The organism is Bradyrhizobium sp. SZCCHNRI20481, from assembly GCF_032485055.1.
Classification (GTDB): Bacteria; Pseudomonadota; Alphaproteobacteria; order Rhizobiales; family Xanthobacteraceae; genus Bradyrhizobium.
The window spans coordinates 311,670-329,521 of sequence record NZ_JAUEUE010000006.1 but is presented as its reverse complement, the minus strand read 5'-3'; the positions used below and the strand labels follow the sequence as shown (position 1 = coordinate 329,521).

Genomic DNA, 17,852 nt, shown 5'->3' with positions numbered 1-17,852 from the left:
CAAATCTCCTCTAATCAGGATCGATCTCGCCTCTGCGCGCGCGGTCGGCGGCGAGGCGATGTTTCTTGGTGTTGGTCGGCAGCGGCTTCTTGACCGGCTGCTTGTCCTTCGATTTCGGTTTTGGCTTGGCCTGGGCCGCCGGCTTGGCGTGCGGCGCCAACGGTGGCGCCAGCCCGAGGTCGCGCTTCTTCTCGCGCTCGGCGGCCTTGCCGCGGCGCATGGATTCGGCGATCAGCTCGTCGGTCAGCACCAGCTTGGCGTCGCCGATGTCGGCCATCGGCAGCACGACGTCCGGCTCCTGGTCCTTGGCCACGTCGTCGCGGATGATGCGCACGCCATCGCCTTCGACGCCGGCGATGATGCCGCGGAAGCGTTTGCGGTTCTGATGTGCCACCGCCATCTCGATCTTGACCAGATGACCGGCGTGGCGGGCGAAATCGGAACGGCGGACCAGCGGCCGGTCGATGCCCGGCGAGGAGATCTCGAGCCGGTAGGCGCGGTCGATCGGGTCGGCGATGTCGAGCACCGGCGACAGCGCCCGCGACACCGCCTCGCAATCCTCGATCTGCATCGTGCCGTCGGGACGCTCGGCCATCACCTGGACCGTGCAACCGCCCTCGCCCGAAATGCGGATACGCACCAGGCGGTACCCCATTCCCTGCAGCACCGGGTCGGCCACCGCCGCCACGCGCGCCGCAACCCCCGGCTCGACGACGAGACGGGGCTCGGTCAGGAGGTCGGTGTCAGCGGCTGCGAACGTAGGTTCCGTCATCGAGGCGTCGATCGCGTGTCTTGCTTGGTTGGGCCGTGGGGCCTCTTCGATCGCGCTCACCGGACCGATCCCGCCCGTGGCGGAGCGATCCAGGTAACAAAAAAGAGCGGGTCCGGAAGGGCCCACCCTCACTACGCGATCGTATATGAGATGATGTTTGATGGCGCTCATATAGCCGCTTTGCCGCCAGACGGCAAGGGTCGTGTCGGCTCAAACGGGACCTGGAACTGGGAATTCATTCCGCGCCGAGACCGCGGATCGGATCGTTTTCCCCGACCGGCAACGGCTGAATGCCGCAGGGTCTAACCCTTCATTCACCAAGATCGCTTAAAAATAAGCTGAGTTCGCGCTTTTCGCCCCGTCGTCATGCCGCAAGGAGCGGAGCGCACGGAAACGTGTCGTGTTGCGTATCGAGTAGACGTCATGACCCCCGCTACCGCGCTGATCCCCGGCCTCGGCGGGATCGTCAGGCATGGCAATGCTGAACGCGGCCTTGAGGCCACGCGCCGCATCGCCGACCTGTTCTTCGAGGATGCGACGAAGCTGCGTCCCGAGCACATCAATCTGTTCGACGGTCTCCTGATCGATCTGGTCCCGTTCGCGGATCTGCCGACGCGGATCGATCTGGCGGAGCGGTTGTCGCAGCTCCTCAAGGCGCCCCGTGCCGTCGTCAGCCGGCTGGCGCGCGACGACGAGGTTGCGGTGGCGGGTCCGCTGTTGCGCCGTTCGCTCGTGCTCGACGATCCCGTGCTCATCGCTATTGCGCGCGACAAGAGCCAGGGTCATCTGCTCGCGATGGCGGAGCGGTCGCGCCTGTCGGCTGATATGACGGACGTGCTGGTGCGCCGTGGTGATCGCGACGTGGTGCGGCGGACCGCTGCCAATGATGGCGCAGCGTTTTCCCCGCGCGGCTACGCCGCGCTGATCCACCGCGCGAGTTCCGACGGCGTGCTGACCCTCACGGTCGGTCGGCGCGACGATGTTTCCGACGATCATCTGAAACAACTGCTGGCCGGCTCGCTCGATGTCGTCAGGCGGCGGCTGTTCGATGTCGTGCGGCCGGACAAGCAGGCGAGGATCAAGCAGGCTCTCGCCGAGCTTGCCGATGCGGCGCGCGCAACGAACAGCACGCGCAATTTCGTGCCCGCGCAGCGGACCATCCTGTCGCTGTATGAAGCCGACGCCTTGGACCAGTCGGCGCTGTTCCGCTTCGCATCCGAGCACAAATACGAAGAGGTCATCGCGGCGCTCGCCGCAATGACCGGACTTAAGATCGCGACGCTCGACCGGCTGGTGTCGGGCGATCGTCACGATCCGCTTCTGATCCTGGGGCGCACGATCGGGCTCGACTGGCGCACCGTGCATGCACTGATCCTGCTGCGCCTCGGACCGAAACGCGTGCCGGCGCAGCGCGACATCGATGCGATCAGGGTCAACTACGCGCGCCTGCTGCCATCGACCGCCGAGCGTATCGTCGCGTTCTGGAAGACACGACATTGAACGACGTCGCCGGCATAGAGGTCAGCGCCGGCGGAAGATCAGATAGCTGGCGACGCGGCCTTCGCGCGTCGCCTTCCGTCCGTAGCGCGTCATGGTGTAGCCCGGCCAGGGCAGGCGCCAGTCGTCGGCGCGCTCGGCCGTCCAGGCGAAGTCGGGCGAACGCAGCAGATGCCACAGCGTCCAGGCGCAATAGTCGGCGATGTCGCTGACGAAGCGGAACTCGCCGCCGGGCTTCAGGACGCGCGCCATCGCGGCGACCGTTGCATCCTGCACGAAACGCCGCTTCCAGTGCCGCCGCTTCGGCCAGGGATCGGGATGGATCAGGTCGATCCGCTGCAGCGACTGCGGCGGCAGCCAGGCCAGCAGCTCGGCGGCATCGCCCGCCAGCAGCCTGATATTGCCGATGTTGTCGGCCTCGATGGCCGACAGGATCTTGGCCATGCCGTTGACATAGGGCTCGCAGCCGATGAAGCCGGTGGTCGGAAACGCCTTTGCTTCGGCGGCAAGATGCTCGCCGCCGCCAAACCCGATTTCCAGCCGCAGCGCGTCGACCGGCGGATGGTACAGCGTGGGCAGCACGGCTTCCGCGGGCGCGGCGAGATCGAGCGCGAGGTGTGGCAGCAGGTTGTCGACCAGGCCGGCCTGATGCGCCCGCAGCTTGTGGCCCTTGCGCCGGCCGAAGAACGAGCCCTGACCATGCAAGGCCTCGGTGCTGGCGTGATCGTCGTCGACAGGCATGTTGATCGCGGCGCTCATCGCAGGGTTTGATAGAGACGGTAGAGCAGCCTTGTCCGCGGCTCGATCGAGGAGATGTACATCTGCTCGTAATGCGTATGCGCGCCCTTGCCGTCGACGCCGAGCCCATCGAGCGTCGCCGTGAATGGTGCGGTGAAATTGCCGTCGGAACCGCCGCCCGTGTGAGTGTCGACGAGCTCGAATCCGATCTCTTCGGCCAGTGATTTCGCATGCTCGAACAAGGCCGCGCCGGCGTTGCCCTTGACGTAAGGCGGCCGGTTCACCTCGCCGCTGACTTCAACCGTGACGCCATCGCTGCGCGAGGTCAGCCCCAGGATCTTGGGCAGGATTTCCTCTGCATCGGCTGGCGTCGGTAGCCGCGCATCCACCTCCGCATGGGCTTCCTCTGCGATGACGTTGGGACGTGTGCCACCGCGCACCACGCCGACATTCACGGTAATGCCGCGCGCGGGGTCGTTGAGCGCTTCGAGCGCATGGATGACGTTGGCGAGTTCGCGGATCGCACTGCGTCCATCCTGTGGACGCGCGCCGGCATGCGCGGGCACGCCGCGGATGGCCACGTCGAACCGCGCCACGCCCTTGCGCCCGGTCACGATCTTGCCGCCGTCACGCGCCGGCTCGGTGACGAGGACGTATTTGGCCTTGCGGCCCTCCTCCTCGATCAGCGCGCGCGAGGTCGGGCTGCCGATCTCTTCATCCGAGACGAACAAATGAGTAATGCCGAGCGGCGATTTTTCACCGCCTGCGCAGAGCTGACGAAAGGCGTGAAAGGCGAGATACGCGCCGCCCTTCATGTCGTAGATCCCCGGACCGTACGCGACGTCACCGTCGACCGAAAACGGCAGCCGCGCGATGAACCCGATCGGGTGCACCGTATCGAGATGGCTGAGGACCAGAATTCCGGGCTCGGCCTGTCCCCATGACGAGCGCGCGATGAGATGGTCGCCGCAGCCGTCGCGTCCGGCGATCCGTTCGATCGTGGCATCAAGCCCGCGATAGCCATCCGCGACAAGGGAAGCCAGCTTGTTGACCTGATCAGGCGCCTCGGTTGGGGTCTCGATCTCGACCCATTGGCGGATGCCTTCGAGAATTGTGCGACTATCGAACGGGCTGCTGCTGGTGGTCATAGCTGTAAATCGTTCTCGATGGTTACGAAGTGGTAGCAGGCGGTGGACGCGCTGGCGCGTCGCAGGGCGGGTTGGCGGCTGGGACGCCGGAGTTCCAGGCCACATGTGCATAAAACGATTTAGAGCGCGATAGCGTTTCCCGAAGGGGAGCCATCGCGCTCTATTGGTCGCAATCGAAGTTGTCTATCGGCCCATTCGTCCTGCGAAGCGTTGCATGCCCAGCGCGACGCTCGCAAAACGCGTTCTGCTAATGGCCCCCCGAGGCGCTGACATTCATATGAGAGGAAATCGCGATAGGAATGTCAGCGCCGGCGCATCAGCTAGCCTTCTTCCGGAGCTTCGCGATCAGCGATCTGCTCGACCAGGTCGACGATGCTGCGACGAAGCTTTGAATCGTGGATCCGCGTGAATGCGCGGGTCAACGCCAGTCCTTCTGAGGTTGCCAGGAAATCAGACACATAGGCGGGCGAAGCGCCTTCGCCGAAAGCTTCACCGTTGGTCCCGCCACTCGGGACCCCTTCGAACAGGAAGGAGACCGGGACCTGCAGAACCTCCGAGATCTGCTGAATCCGGCTGGCGCCGACTCGATTGGTGCCTTTTTCGTACTTCTGTATCTGCTGGAACGTGAGTCCGAGAGCCTCACCAAGTTTTTCCTGGCTCATGCCCAACATGATACGGCGCATCCGCACCCGGCTGCCGACATGCTTGTCAACAGGGTTGGGCGCTTTCGTCGACATCTCTCAACTCCTTAGAATGGGCCTCGGAACGAGGCGGTCGCAGTATGCCTCAGGCGCTCACACCGTCAATTTCTGTTCGCATGCGTACTAACGAAGACGGCCGAGCAACGATCTGGACGGCTCATGCTGCCGCGCGAGAATGCGAATTGCAGCAGCTATCTGTCAACACTTGGGGTTTTGCTTGTCAAAAAAAATCTTACGGAGCCGGAAAGAATCGAGATCTTGCTGTCGTCAGGGAAGCTTTTGAGCAACACGTCTGCGAACGACGGTGCTCAGGGCGATCACTAACAGAATCGCAACCGGAATGTCGCCGAGCTTTGCATAGACTGTCGGCTGCAACGCAACAGGCAGCGCGGAATCCAGCACGCCCTCTGCACCGAGTGGCAATTGCTTAACGATACGGCCGACGGGATCGATCACTGCAGAGATGCCGGTGTTCGCAGATCGAACTAATGGAAGTCCTTGCTCGATCGCGCGCCACTGCGCCTGCTGCAGATGCTGATGAGGACCGGTCGAAATGCCGAACCATCCGTCGTTGGTCAAGTTGACGATCCAGCCCGGGCGTTCTTCGCTCGGCACGCTGTCACTCGGAAAGATCGCCTCGTAGCAGATCAAAGGAAGAACACGCGGAGCGTGTGGCACGTCCAGATTGCGTCGCGCCGTGCCCGGGATGAAACCGCCCTGCACCCGCGTCAGCTGCTCGAGCCCGATCCGCTCCAGCAGAGTCTGGAACGGCAGGAACTCGCCGAACGGGACCAGATGGAGCTTGTCGTAGACCGACAGCACGGTGCCGTCGTGGTCGATCACGTAGATCGAATTGTAGGCCCGGGTGATGGGAACGTTCCGAGGCACGTCGGGGGCGCGGACCGAACCGGTGATCAGCACCGCGCCCGGCGACAGCAGGTCGGCGATCTGGCCCATCGCGTCCGCCTCGCGGGTCAGGAAGAACGGGAACGCCGATTCCGGCCAGATCAGGACATTGGTGTCGCGGACACCGGTGGCTGTCGGACCGGAGGCGCGATCCGACAGCGCCAGATAGCGGCGCATGACGTCGGCCTTGGCGCCATAGTTGAATTTGACGTCCTGCTGCAGGTTCGGCTGCATGATCCGCAGCTTGAGGTCGGCGACGAAGGCGGTCGGATGCAGGCCGATCCGGATGACGCCGAACACGCCCATCACCACCAGCAAGGCGGCCGCCGCGGCCGGCGCCCGCCAGCGCTCGCGCCAGGTCTTGCCGTCGATCAGCACCGCAGGGCTGGCAAAGATCGCGATCGCCAGGAACGTCATGCCCCAGATCCCGATCAGCGATGTCGCCTGCGCCAGCGCGAGCGGCTGCGACAGGGCATAGCCGAACGTGTTCCAGGGGAAGCCGGTCAGCGCGTGGCCGCGGAGCCATTCGCTCGCGGTCAGGCAGACGGCGAGCGCCAGGATACGGGTTGCACCACGCGTCCAGATCAACCGCGCCAATGCGAAGCCCAGTGCCGGAAACAGCGCGAGATAGGCCGGCAGGCCCAGCACGGCGAACGGCATCAGCCAGGCGAAGGTGTCGGCATCGACCAGGAACGCGTTGCCGATCCAGTACAGGCCGGGCACGAAATAGCCCATGCCGAAGCAGAAGCCAGTGAAGGCGGCAGCCGGGATGCCGCGCCGCCGTCCCGCCGCCGCACCATCGATCAGCCAGACCAGCACCGGGAAGGTGATCGCAAGCACCGGCCAGGCGTTGAACGGAGCCATCGCAAGCGAGGAGAGCGCGCCGGCGGCGAGCGCGATCCCCGCGCGCTTCCAGCCCCAGGCCAGGACAACGCCGATGGCGAGGCCGCGAATCGTCGATGGGCGGATCACTGTGAGCTGGCTCCGTCGCCGCGTGGCGGGCTGCTATCGTCATGGCCCGGCGCCGGGCCGGCCTCTGCCGGCGGCGGCTCGGCCGGGACGTCCGTGTCCGGCGGGGTCGCTTCCGGCGCCATTTCGCGGCGCCGGCTCTCGCGCGGCGGGCGGGGTGTGGGACGCTCCTTGCGCGGCGCGATGCGCAGCCGCTTGACCCGGCGCGGATCGGCATCGAGCACCTCGACCTCGAAATTGCCGGGGCCGGAGATCAACTCGCCGCGCACCGGCAGCCGGCCGACATGATTGACGAGATATCCGCCGAGCGTCTCCACCCCTTCGCCTGCCTCTCCGGTCACGAACTCCTCGCCGATCACCCGGCGCACGTCGTCGAGGCTGGCGCGGGCGTCCGCGATGAAGGCGTTGTCGGCCTGCCGCACGATCGCCGGCGGCTCGTCGCTGTCGTGCTCGTCGTCGATCTCGCCGACGATCTGCTCGACGATGTCCTCGATCGAGACCAGCCCGTCGGTGCCGCCATATTCGTCGACGACCAGCGCCAGATGGATGCGCGAGGCCTGCATCTGCGCGAGCAGGTCGATCGCGCGCATCGACGGCGGCACATAGAGCAGCTTGCGGATGATGTTGGCCTCGAACAGCGGCATCGACAGGTCGACGGCCTTCAGGTCGAGACCGGCCGGCAGCGGCTTCTTGCGCCGCGCCTTCACCTCGTCCGAGACGCGCGCCTGCGCGGTGGTGAAGGCGAGCAGGTCGCGGATATGCACCATGCCCTCGGGATCGTCGAGCGTGTCGTTGTAGACCACGAGCCGTGAATGCGAGGCGCTCTCGAACAGGCTCATCAGCTCGCCGAGCGTGATGTCGCGCCTGACCGCGACGATGTCGGCGCGATGCACCATGACGTCGGCGATCCGCCGCTCGTGCAGATCGAGGATGTTGCGCAGGAGCGTGCGCTCGACCGCGGAGAAGCCGATGTCGTCGGGTGTCGAGGCGTCGAGCACGACCTGCAGATCGTCGCGCACCGATCCGCCGCCCTTCCATCCGAACAGATTACGCAGCGCGCGCAGGAGCCAATTCTCGCTCGGCGAGCGGCCGAGCTCGGATGCCGGCACCACGGCCGGAAGATTGCGCGTGTTGCGCGGATTGTCGTGAATGGGTTCGGAGTCGGCCATGATCAATTCGTCCGCTCCCGGTCGGCATAGGGATCGGGGATGCCGAGATGGGCGAGGATCTCGCGCTCGAGCGCTTCCATCTCCTCGGCCTCGTCATCGGTCTCGTGATCGTAGCCGACGAGATGCAGGAATCCGTGTACGGTCAGATGGCTCAAATGGTGCGCGAACGGCTTCTGCTCCTCGTCGGCCTCGCGCCGCATCGTCTCGTAGGCGATGGCGATGTCGCCGAGCATGCGCGGTGCGTCGTCCTCGCCGCGCGGCCCGGTCGGCTGCAGCGCCGGAAACGACAGCACGTTGGTCGGCTTGTCGATGCCGCGCCAATTGCTGTTCAGGGTGCGGATGCCATCGTCGTCCGTCAGCATCACCGCGATCTCGGCGTCTCCGACGTCCGCGTCGACCGTCTCAGCGGCGGCGACGATGGCGCGATGTATGACGTCCTCGGCGTCGGGCTGGTCCTGCCAGCAGTCGGCTGCGACGATCACCTCGGTGGTTGGAATGGGACTTTGTGGCATCCTGGTCGTTCTGTGCGGATGGCGCTCGGATCATGCGCCGATCGGCGAGCCTGCTCCGGGGGTCAGCGCGCCTTTGGGCTCTCATAGGCGGCGACGATACGCGCCACCAATTCGTGGCGAATGACGTCCTCGCCGGTGAACCTGACCTGTGCGATCCCTTCGACGCCGTCGAGCAGCCGCGCGGCCTCGGCAAGGCCCGACGTCTGGCCGTTGGGCAGATCGATCTGGGACGGATCGCCGGTGATGATCATGCGGCTGTTCTCGCCCAGACGCGTGAGGAACATCTTCATCTGCATCGACGTCGTGTTCTGCGCCTCGTCGAGAATGATCGCGGCATTGGTCAAGGTGCGCCCGCGCATGAAGGCGAGCGGCGCGATCTCGATCTCGCCGGCCTGCAGCGCGCGCTCGACGATGCGCGCATCCATTAGATCGTACAGCGCGTCGTAGATCGGACGCAGATAGGGATCGACCTTCTCGCGGAGGTCACCAGGCAGGAAGCCGAGCCGCTCGCCAGCTTCGACCGCCGGGCGCGAGAGGATGATGCGGTCGACTTCCTTGCGCTCGAACAGCTGCGCCGCATGCGCGACCGCAAGCCAGGTCTTGCCGGTGCCGGCCGGGCCGATGCCGAACACGAGCTCGTGGCGCTTCAGCGCGCGGATATAGGAATCCTGCGCGGCGGTGCGGGCGCGCACCGGGCGCTTGCGCAGGTTGATGCTCTCGAACGCGTTCTTGGCGTTCTTGGCGTCGAACTCGAACAGCGAGCCTTGCGCCACCACAGCGCGGATCGCGCCCTCGACGTCGCCCTGCGCCAGATCCTGGCCCTTGACGGCCTGCGCATAGAGCGATTCGAGCACGCGCCGCGCGGCATCGCAGCCGTCGCGGCTGCCGCCGATGGTGATGTGGTTGCCGCGGGAATCGACGACGACGCCGAGCCTTCGCTCGACCAGGGCCAGATTCTGGCCGTAGGGACCGACCAGGGCGGAAGCGGCGCGGTTGTCGTCGAAATCGATGACGACCTGGGTCTCGGGAGGCATGGACATGTCGCGATCGAACTTGCGGCTGGGAGCGAGGGAAGACGAATCCGATGCGCTCTTGGGCAAGTGCTCAGCCTCCGATGGATACAAGGGGCGTGGGGGAGATCACTGCCGGCGCGGCCGTGACGAGCTCGCCGAGCAGGCTGTAGCGTTCGAGACTGTCGATCCGCACCGGCAGAACCTGACCGATGATGTCGTCGGAGGCCATGACGTGGGCTGGCTGCAGATACGCGGTCCGTCCAACCAGCTGTCCGGGCTTGCGCGCCGCGCGCTCGAACAGCACGTCGACGACCTGGCCGATCGCGGCCTTGTTGAAGGCTGCTTGCTGGCTGTCGATCAAGCTCTGGAGGCGCTCCAATCGCTCGTCCATCTCGGTCGCTGACACCATCTCCTGCATGTCCGCTGCCGGGGTTCCCGGACGCGGCGAATACTTGAACGAATAGGCTGCAGCGTATCCGATTTGATCGATCAGCGCGAGGGTGGCGCGAAAATCTTCCTCGGTCTCACCCGGGAACCCGACGATGAAATCCGAAGAGAATGCAATGTCGTGACGGGCGGCGCGAAAACGGTCGACGACATCCCGGTAATCGGACGCAGTGTGTTTGCGGTTCATGGCATTCAGGATTCGGTCGGATCCCGACTGAACCGGAAGATGCACGAACGGCATCACCGCTCCGAGATCGCGATGCGCCGCGATCAGGCTGTCGTCGACGTCGTTGGGATGGCTGGTCGAGTAGCGAAGCCGCGCCACGCCCGGAATCTCGGCGATCCTGTAGAGCAGCCGCCCCAGCGTCCAGGGCCGGCCGTCAGGGCCTTCGCCGTGATAGGCGTTGACGTTCTGGCCGATCAGGGTGATCTCGCGAACGCCGTTCTCGGCGAGCTGCGTCACGTCGTCGACAATGCGCGCCACTGCGCGCGACATCTCGCTGCCGCGTGTATACGGCACCACGCAGAAGGTGCAGAACTTGTCGCAGCCCTCCTGCACGGTGACGAAGGCCGAGACGCCGCGGGCGCGGATCGCCTCGCGGCTGGGCTTCGCCAGGAAGCCGAACTTGTCCTGGGCCGGGAATTCGGTCTCGATGGCGCGCTCGCCGCGGCGGGCCTGGGCCAGGAGCTGCGGCAGATGGTGGTAGCTCTGTGGGCCGACCACGACGTCGACGGTGGGGGCGCGGGCGATGATCTCCTCGCCTTCCGCCTGAGCCACGCAGCCGGCCACGGCGATCTGCATCGTCCGGCCGGCCCTTGCGGCGTCCTCCTTCGCGACCCGCAGCCGCCCGAGCTCCGAATAGACCTTCTCGGAGGCCTTCTCGCGGATGTGGCAGGTGTTGAGGATCACGAGATCGGCGTCGCCGGCCTCAGCGGTCTCGACGAAGCCCTCGGAGCCCAGCGTGTCCACCATGCGCTGGGCATCGTAGACATTCATCTGGCAGCCATAGGACTTGATGTGCAGCTTGCGCGGCGGCGTCATGAACCCTTGCATGCAGTCGGAGGCGCGCCAATGCGGCGCCGCGCTCAAATATAGGCTAGGGGGCCGAAAATCCAGCGACCGCGGGCTTTTTCTCGGACAGCCGGCCCAGAATCGCCGGCAGCTGCCGCATGTCGTCGAAAACCAGGGTGGCGCCGGCCGCGCGCAGATTGTCGGCGTGCCCAGGCCGGCAGTGGCTGCCGCCATGGAACCCGAGCACCGTCATGCCGGCGGCGACACCGCCCCGGATGCCGGCCAAGCTATCCTCGACCACCACGCAGGCCCCGGGACGCGCCCTCATCTGCGCTGCGGCGAACAGGAACAGATCGGGCGCGGGCTTGCCGTTCTCGACCTGGGAGGACGAGAAGATGTGCGGGGCGAGGCGATCGTAGAGCCGGGTGGCGCCAAGGCTGACGCGCATGCGTTGGTGCGATCCGGAGGAGGCGACGCAGACCGGCACGTCGATGGTGTCGAGCGCCTCCGTGATCCCGTCGATCGCCGCGAGGTCCTGCTCGAAGGCGCGGAACAGGCGGTCCTGCAGTTTCGGGTTGAAATCGTCGGGCAGGCTGTGGCCGAGCTCGGCCTCGACCTCGAGCTTCGCCTGTTTCAGGGAGCGGCCCAGGAACCGCGCGAACACCTGCTCGGTCGTGATCGGATAGCCGCACAGGCTGAGCACGTCGGCGTGGGTCTGACAGGAGATCACCTCGCTGTCGACCAGCACGCCATCGCAATCGAAAATGACGAGATCGAAGCTGGAAGCCGGCGCTGCGTCAGCCATTCGTCTCTTCGTCGAGGGGCACGCAATACAGCTCCAGCCGGTGGTCGACCAGCTTGTAGCCGAGCTTGCGGGCGATCTCGGCCTGCAGCTTCTCGATTTCCTCGGAGGTGAACTCGATCACCTTGCCGTCGCGCAGATTGATCAGATGATCATGATGGCTGTCGCGCATCTGCTCGTAGCGGGCGCGGCCCTCGCGGAAATCGTGGCGCTCGATGATGCCGGCATCCTCGAACAGCTTCACGGTGCGATAGACCGTGGAGATCGAGATCTTGTCGTCGACGGCGACGCAGCGCCGGTACAACTCCTCGACGTCGGGATGGTCGCAGGCTTCCGCGAGCACGCGGGCAATGACGCGGCGCTGCTCGGTCATGCGCATGCCGGTGGCGGCACAGCGGGCCTCGATTCCCGTGGAATTGAGCGCTGGCGTGGTTTTCAAGGAGGTCATCGTGTCTCGCCTCAAGGATGCGCTTTCTGCCACCAAGCGCAGGTTACGACAAGTCCCGGCGCATCAGAAGCGCATTCAACTGTTCCCCGCCGGGCTGAAGGTAATAACGTTCCCGACGGCCCACGGTCGCAAATCCGGCGCGTTCATAGAGTCGGCGGGCCGGCTGGTTGTTTTCCTCCACTTCGAGAAAGACCGTCCGGACCCCGCGTCCCGCGAGGTGCCCGAGATGCTGCAGCAACAGATCACGAGAAAATCCGCGGCCGCGCTGATTTGGGTCAAGTGCAACCGACAATATTTCCGCTTCGTCCGCGCCGATTCGCGAGACGATGAGGCCGACGAGTTTCCGCCCGAGCCGCAGCCGATGGATCATGGTGTTGCGCTCGGCCAGCATGGCCTCGAACTCGCCTTCGCCCCACCCGCGGTGAAACGAGGCGGCGTGGATCTGGGCGAGCCTGGCGGCGTCGCGCGGCGCGGCCGCTTCGATCAACGGTTTGGGGCTGCCGAGCCAGCGGAAGAACATGTTCATGACGAGACGGCCGTCTGCGCCGGCGCGCGCGCCGCGCCGGCAGGCGGCTTGACGTCGGGCGCGCGCAGATAGAACGGCCGCGCCGGTGCGTGCGCCGGGTCCGCGGCCGCGCCGAGCCAAGCAACCCAGGCGATGTCGGGTCCGTTTTGCGAGTCGACCGCAACTGGCGCGGCGGCTTCCGGAGGCCACCGTTCGGCCAGCAGCGCTGCGGCGTTGCCGACGAGGTGCGGGGCGCCGAGCCGCGCGACCGCCAAGACGTCGTCGATCGCAGCGACCTGAGGCGCGACCAGCTCTTCGCCGCTGCCGCTCACGACTTGGTAGTAGACATGGTCGTGCCGGGCATCGATCGCCGAGATCACCGGGTTGGTACGGTCTTCGCTGACAATGGGTGCGGCGTAGGCCGAGAGCGTGGTGACGCCGATGACCGGCTTGTGCGCCGCCAATGCAATGCCGCGCGCGGCGGAGAGGCCGACGCGCAGTCCGGTGAAGCTACCAGGACCCGTCGTTACCGCGATGCGGTCTAGCTCGTGGAAGCCGACGCCCGACTGGCGCATCACGCGCGCGATCAGCGGCATCAGCGCCTCGGCGTGGCCGCGCTTCATCGGCAGCGTTTCCTCGGCGCGCATCGCGGCCGAATCAGTGTCCAGAACGGCAGCCGCGCAATGGTCGAGGGAAGTATCGATGGCGAGGATCAACATCCGGTCAGATTCGCATTGAAGGGAGCGCCGAATACCTTTTTGGGGCTTTGATAAAGTCGGTTGCCGCTTTCTTACATCCTGATCGGGAAAAACGCATCAAGACGCACGACCAAGAACGCAAACTACTGAATTGGCGCTCATTTAAGCAAATCTTTCCGGGCTATTGGAATGATCGTCCCGTTCGACGTTCAGGCCGCCGCGCCATCCGGTCGCAAAGGCCATGCCCGACGGTCCAGGTCGAGGCGATCAATCGCTCGCAAGCCCGTGCTCAGGATCGGCACCGACGGCATGGCGCGCAGAGCGCGGTAACCAGCGAGGTATCGTGGAGCATTCGGCGGGCGGCGGCCGTGGCCGCCACCGTCGGCAACGCAGCGTGAGCAGAGGCAGATGGCGATTGGCGCGCAGATCTATTCGCCAACCCCGTTCGCCGTTGGCTTGCTACATCGGCCGGACTTCGACCACCTCGGGCACGAAGTGCTTCAGCAGGTTCTGGATGCCGTGCTGCAGGGTCGCTGTCGATGACGGGCAGCCGGAGCAGGCGCCCTTCATGTTGAGATAGACGATACCGTCCTTGAAGCCGCGGAAGGTGATGTCGCCGCCGTCATTGGCTACGGCCGGGCGGACGCGGCTCTCGATCAGGTCCTTGATCATGCCGACCGTCTCGGTGTCGGCCTCGTCGTAGAACTCGTCGTCCTCGTCGGCGGATTCGTCATTGGCGGCGCTGCCATCGGCGAGCAGCGGCGCGCCCGACATGTAGTGCTCCATGATCGCGCCGAGGATCGCCGGCTTGAGGTGTTGCCACTCACCGTCGCTCTTGGTGACGGTGATGAAATCGGCGCCGTAGAACACGCCGGTGACGCCGTCGACGGCGAACAGGCGCTCGGCCAGCGGGGAGCGCGCGGCGGCGTCGCGGCTGCCGAACTCCATCGTGCCAGCAGGCAGCACGACGCGGCCCGGGATGAACTTCAAGGTGGCGGGATTGGGGGTGGCTTCGGTCTGGATGAACATGGTTTTCTCCGGCAGCGCCGGTTCAAGGCCGGCCTGTGGTGTCCTCATAGCAGATGGCGCGAGCGCGCGCACGATCAAGGGGACATGGCCGGCGTCTCCGATCTAAGCCTATGAAAGAGCGTCGAGATCGGCGTCACCGAGATCGCCCGGCACGATCACCAGCGGGATCGGGAAGGCGCCGCTGGTCTTGGTGACATGGGTGACCAGCGGGCCGGGGCCCTCGGGGCCGGAATGGGCGGCGAGCACCAGCAGCGCGATGTCGCTGTCGTGCTCGATCGTCTCCAGGATCTGCGCCGTCGGCTCACCCTCGCGGATCACCCGTTCCGGCGCGGTCACGCCGATCGCCGACAGCAGCGCCGCGGCCTGGTCGAGCTCGGCATGCGCCTGCTCCTGCGCCTCGGCCCGCATCAGGTCGGCGACCCCCAGCCATTGCTGGTTCTGGTCCTCCGTTTCGATGACGTGCAGCATGACGATACGGCCGCCGGAACGGACCGCCCAGCGGCCGGCATAGCGGACCGCGCGGTCCCACTCCTCGCTGTCGTCGACCACGACCAGGCATTTCGGCGCATGGCCGGTCTGGTAGCTCTGCCGCTGCGCCGCCATCGCGTTCCCGCCTGCTGCTGCAAGTCGATCCGGCTGCGATGCTGCCACAGCCCGCCTCCGTTGGGGAGAGGGCTGCGGGTTCCATCGCGCCCGCAATGACACCGGTGGTGCGGCTCCTAGTAGCCCGGATGTCGCTTCGCTCATCCTGGCTACGGCCGCAAGGCCGACTCCGGAGCGCGCGCCGTGCTGCTCAGGGCTTGCGGATGAAGCCGACGATGTCCTTGGCCGTCTTCATGGTCTCCGCGGCGATGGCCTGGGCGCGGTCGGCGCCGTCGACCAGGACGGACTCGACGTAGCCGGGATCGGCGGTCAGGCGCTTCATCTCGGCGGCGATCGGCCCGAGCTTGGTGACGCACAGCTCGACCAGCGCGTTCTTGAAGCTGGAGAACTGGCCGCCGCCGAAATCCCTGAGCACGTCGGCCTTGCTGCGGTCCGACAGCGCGGCGTAGATGCCGACGAGGTTGTCGGCCTCGGGACGTGCGTCCAGCCCCTTTTCCTCGGTCGGCAGCGGCTCCGGATCGGTCTTGGCCTTGCGGACCTTTTGCGCGATCGTATCGGCATCGTCGGTCAGGTTGATGCGCGAATAGTCCGAGGCATCGGACTTCGACATCTTCTTGGTCCCATCGCGCAGCGACATCACGCGCGTCGCGGGACCGGTGATGAAGGGTTCCGGAAGCGGGAAGAACAGGCCGTCGCCGAAGCCGTGGCTGCGGATCGAGTCGCCGTAGTCATTGTTGAACTTCTGCGCGATGTCGCGCGAGAGCTCGAGATGCTGCTTCTGGTCCTCGCCGACCGGAACATGGGTGGCGCGGTAGAGCAGGATGTCGGCGGCCATCAGCACCGGATAGTCGTAGAGGCCGACCGATGCGTTCTCGCGATCCTTGCCGGCCTTCTCCTTGAACTGCGTCATGCGGTTCAGCCAGCCGATGCGCGCGACGCAGTTGAAGATCCAGGCGAGCTCGGCATGCCCGGAGACCTGGCTCTGGTTGAACACGATGTGCTTCTTCGGATCGATGCCGGCGGCGATGAAGGCGGCCGTGACCTCGCGGGTGTTGCGCGCGAGCTCGGCCGGGCCGCCCCAGACATCGATCGGCATGGTGATCGCGTGCATGTCGACGACGCAATAGATGCAGTTGTGCGTCTCCTGCATCTTCACGAAGTTGACGATCGCGCCGAGGTAGTTGCCGAGATGCAGGTTGCCGGTCGGCTGGACGCCCGAGAAAACCCGTTCCACGAAAGCCATGGTCACTGTTCCGGATGATGATTTTGGGGGGTCGTTTGGCACGTGCGCCTCAAAGGTGCAAGTCGCCGGCAGGCTTTTGCCGGATCGCCCGGACGGTTTCGCGCCAGCCTACGGCGCCCAGGGACAATAGCAGCACTCCGTAGAGGATGATGGCGCCGCTGATCAGGGCGGCGAGCAGCACGGCCGCGCCGAGATGGCTGCTGCTCCACGTGCCGGCGAAGCGTCCGGCGACGGTCCAGAGGACGGTGCCCATGATCGCGGCGGCCAGGGTGATGCGCGGCAGCCGGCGCCGCGAGGCGGGAGGAAGCGCGAAGCCGAAGCTCGTGGCGCCACGCCGGATCAGGACCGCCGCATTGGCCCAGGCACCGAGCGCGAGCCCTGCCGCGATGCCACTTGCCGCAAACAATTGTGCGAGCAGGAACGCCAGCGCGATCGCGACACCGCATCCGATCAGCGTCGCGCGCAGCGGCGTCTGCGTGTCCTCGCGCGCGAAGAAGGCAGGCTGCAGCGCCTTGGTCAGTACTTGCGCCGGCAATGCCGCCGCGAGCCATGTCAGCACCTGCGCCGTCGCGGCGGCATCGTCCGAGCTGAACGCGCCATGTTCGAACAGCAAACGAATGATCGGCTCGTTCAGGATCATCAGTCCGAGCGCCGCAGGCAGCGCGAGCCCGATCGTCAGTTCGAGGCCGCGCGATTGCACTTCCGCCAGCGCCTGCTTGTTGCCCTCGTGCAGCGCGCGCGTCAGCTCCGGCACCAGCACCGTGCCCATGGCAACGCCGACGAGCCCGAGTGGTAGCTCGATGAGGCGGTTGGCGAAATACAGCCACGAGACCGCGGAAGGCGAGGCGGAGGCGATGATCGCGCCGCCGACCGCGATCAGTTGCGGGCCGGCGCTGGCGACCATGCCGGGCAGCGCTTTGGCGAAGAAGCCGCGCATTTCCGCATGGAAGGTGACGCGCACCGGTGAGGCGAGGGGGCCATCGCGGCCTCGCCGCGCGAGGACGGCGAGCTGCAGCAGCCCGGCGACGCCGATCGTTGCGGCGAGCAGCAGCGCGGCGTTCGCAGGATCCGGATGTTGCATCAGCAGCACGATGGTCACGACGATCAGCGCGACGTTGAAGAGCAGCGGCGCAAACGCGGCCAGCGCGAAGCGGCCTCGTGCACTGGAGAGTGCGAGCAGCACGGTCGCGGGGCCGGCGAAGGCGAGATAGGGCAGCATCAGCCTGGCATCATTGACGGCCAGGGTGAGCGTCTCTTCACCGGCGAAGCCTGGTGCGAGCACCGTCATCGCGAACGGCATCAGCAGCGCCAGCACGAGCGTTGCCGCGAGCAGGCCGGCGCTGACCGTGCCGAGCACGCGCCCGGCAAAGGCTGCCGCCTGCATTGTGCCACCGTGCTGGTATATTCGCAGCCAGGCCGGCACCAAAGCTGCATTGAGCGCGCCCTCCGTCAACAATCGCCTGACGACGTTGACGAGCTGAAACGCCGCGAGAAATGCGTCCGCGACCGGACCGGCGCCGAGCAGCGCGGCCATCAGCGCATCCCGGATGAAGCCGAGCAGGCGCGAGGCCAGTGTTCCTGACAACACAGTCACGAATGAGCGGATCATCAGGCTTCTATAGCAGCGCTGCTTGTGATAG

General features: G+C 66.0%; 18 protein-coding genes. 1 reads left to right on the top strand and 17 read right to left on the bottom strand.

All coding sequences use genetic code 11. The annotated features are described in order from the left end of the window. Positions 1-10: 10 nt before the first annotated feature. Entirely contained in the window at positions 11-772 is a 762-nt protein-coding gene (rimP, locus tag QX132_RS12315) for a ribosome maturation factor RimP (RefSeq protein WP_315735592.1), read from the bottom strand. A 423-nt stretch (positions 773-1,195) separates the two neighbouring features. On the opposite strand from rimP, the gene QX132_RS12310 reads away from it, so the two are divergent. After that, positions 1,196-2,272 (top strand): DUF2336 domain-containing protein, encoded by a 1,077-nt coding sequence (locus tag QX132_RS12310; RefSeq protein WP_316161303.1) that lies wholly within the window; start codon positions 1,196-1,198, stop codon positions 2,270-2,272. A gap of 21 nt (positions 2,273-2,293) precedes the next feature. On the opposite strand, the gene QX132_RS12305 is transcribed toward QX132_RS12310, so the two are convergent. The 16 genes from QX132_RS12305 to murJ all read right to left on the bottom strand — a co-directional run bounded on the left by QX132_RS12305 (position 2,294) and on the right by murJ (position 17,821). Further along, entirely contained in the window at positions 2,294-3,028 is a 735-nt protein-coding gene (locus tag QX132_RS12305) for a tRNA (guanine(46)-N(7))-methyltransferase TrmB (protein ID WP_316161301.1), read from the bottom strand. Then, on the bottom strand, positions 3,025-4,155 hold the full coding sequence (locus tag QX132_RS12300) for a M20 family metallopeptidase (RefSeq protein WP_315797185.1): 1,131 nt from the start codon (positions 4,153-4,155) through the stop codon (positions 3,025-3,027). Before QX132_RS12300 ends, QX132_RS12305 begins: the two co-directional genes overlap by 4 nt. 320 nt (positions 4,156-4,475) lie before the next feature. After that, positions 4,476-4,892, bottom strand: coding sequence for a helix-turn-helix domain-containing protein (locus tag QX132_RS12295; protein WP_006615449.1), 417 nt, complete (start codon positions 4,890-4,892; stop codon positions 4,476-4,478). A gap of 231 nt (positions 4,893-5,123) precedes the next feature. Beyond that, positions 5,124-6,734 (bottom strand): apolipoprotein N-acyltransferase, encoded by a 1,611-nt coding sequence (lnt, locus tag QX132_RS12290; protein WP_316161299.1) that lies wholly within the window; start codon positions 6,732-6,734, stop codon positions 5,124-5,126. Continuing rightward, complete coding sequence (locus QX132_RS12285; RefSeq protein ID WP_315735582.1) at positions 6,731-7,900, bottom strand: hemolysin family protein; 1,170 nt, start codon at positions 7,898-7,900, stop codon at positions 6,731-6,733. The genes lnt and QX132_RS12285 overlap by 4 nt, the downstream gene beginning before the upstream one ends. Before the next feature lie 2 nt (positions 7,901-7,902). Next, a complete protein-coding gene (gene ybeY, locus QX132_RS12280) occupies positions 7,903-8,412 on the bottom strand; it encodes an rRNA maturation RNase YbeY (protein ID WP_315775811.1) in 510 nt (169 codons plus the stop codon). A gap of 62 nt (positions 8,413-8,474) precedes the next feature. After that, positions 8,475-9,452, bottom strand: coding sequence for a PhoH family protein (locus tag QX132_RS12275; protein WP_315735578.1), 978 nt, complete (start codon positions 9,450-9,452; stop codon positions 8,475-8,477). A gap of 64 nt (positions 9,453-9,516) precedes the next feature. Further along, positions 9,517-10,914: a tRNA (N6-isopentenyl adenosine(37)-C2)-methylthiotransferase MiaB gene (miaB, locus tag QX132_RS12270; protein ID WP_316161297.1), complete on the bottom strand. Its 1,398-nt coding sequence runs from the start codon at positions 10,912-10,914 to the stop codon at positions 9,517-9,519. A gap of 55 nt (positions 10,915-10,969) precedes the next feature. Then, positions 10,970-11,689: an HAD family hydrolase gene (locus QX132_RS12265; protein ID WP_315775809.1), complete on the bottom strand. Its 720-nt coding sequence runs from the start codon at positions 11,687-11,689 to the stop codon at positions 10,970-10,972. Further along, the gene (locus QX132_RS12260) at positions 11,682-12,134 is read right to left on the bottom strand and encodes a Fur family transcriptional regulator (RefSeq protein ID WP_315716937.1); all 453 of its coding nucleotides are present in this window, start codon (positions 12,132-12,134) and stop codon (positions 11,682-11,684) included. Before QX132_RS12260 ends, QX132_RS12265 begins: the two co-directional genes overlap by 8 nt. Positions 12,135-12,177: 43 nt before the next feature. After that, complete coding sequence (gene rimI / locus QX132_RS12255) at positions 12,178-12,660, bottom strand: ribosomal protein S18-alanine N-acetyltransferase (RefSeq protein ID WP_315735571.1); 483 nt, start codon at positions 12,658-12,660, stop codon at positions 12,178-12,180. After that, positions 12,657-13,358 carry a tRNA (adenosine(37)-N6)-threonylcarbamoyltransferase complex dimerization subunit type 1 TsaB gene (tsaB, locus tag QX132_RS12250; RefSeq protein ID WP_315775808.1) on the bottom strand — a complete coding sequence of 234 codons (702 nt, stop codon included), beginning with the start codon at positions 13,356-13,358 and terminating at the stop codon, positions 12,657-12,659. Before tsaB ends, rimI begins: the two co-directional genes overlap by 4 nt. Positions 13,359-13,796: 438 nt before the next feature. Continuing rightward, positions 13,797-14,366: a NifU family protein gene (locus QX132_RS12245; protein ID WP_315784395.1), complete on the bottom strand. Its 570-nt coding sequence runs from the start codon at positions 14,364-14,366 to the stop codon at positions 13,797-13,799. 108 nt (positions 14,367-14,474) lie between these two features. After that, entirely contained in the window at positions 14,475-14,969 is a 495-nt protein-coding gene (locus tag QX132_RS12240; protein ID WP_315716941.1) for a universal stress protein, read from the bottom strand. A 190-nt stretch (positions 14,970-15,159) separates the two neighbouring features. Next, positions 15,160-16,212, bottom strand: coding sequence for a tryptophan--tRNA ligase (gene trpS / locus QX132_RS12235; RefSeq protein ID WP_015663202.1), 1,053 nt, complete (start codon positions 16,210-16,212; stop codon positions 15,160-15,162). A 49-nt stretch (positions 16,213-16,261) separates the two neighbouring features. Continuing rightward, positions 16,262-17,821, bottom strand: coding sequence for a murein biosynthesis integral membrane protein MurJ (murJ, locus tag QX132_RS12230; RefSeq protein ID WP_316161293.1), 1,560 nt, complete (start codon positions 17,819-17,821; stop codon positions 16,262-16,264). Positions 17,822-17,852: the final 31 nt, after the last annotated feature.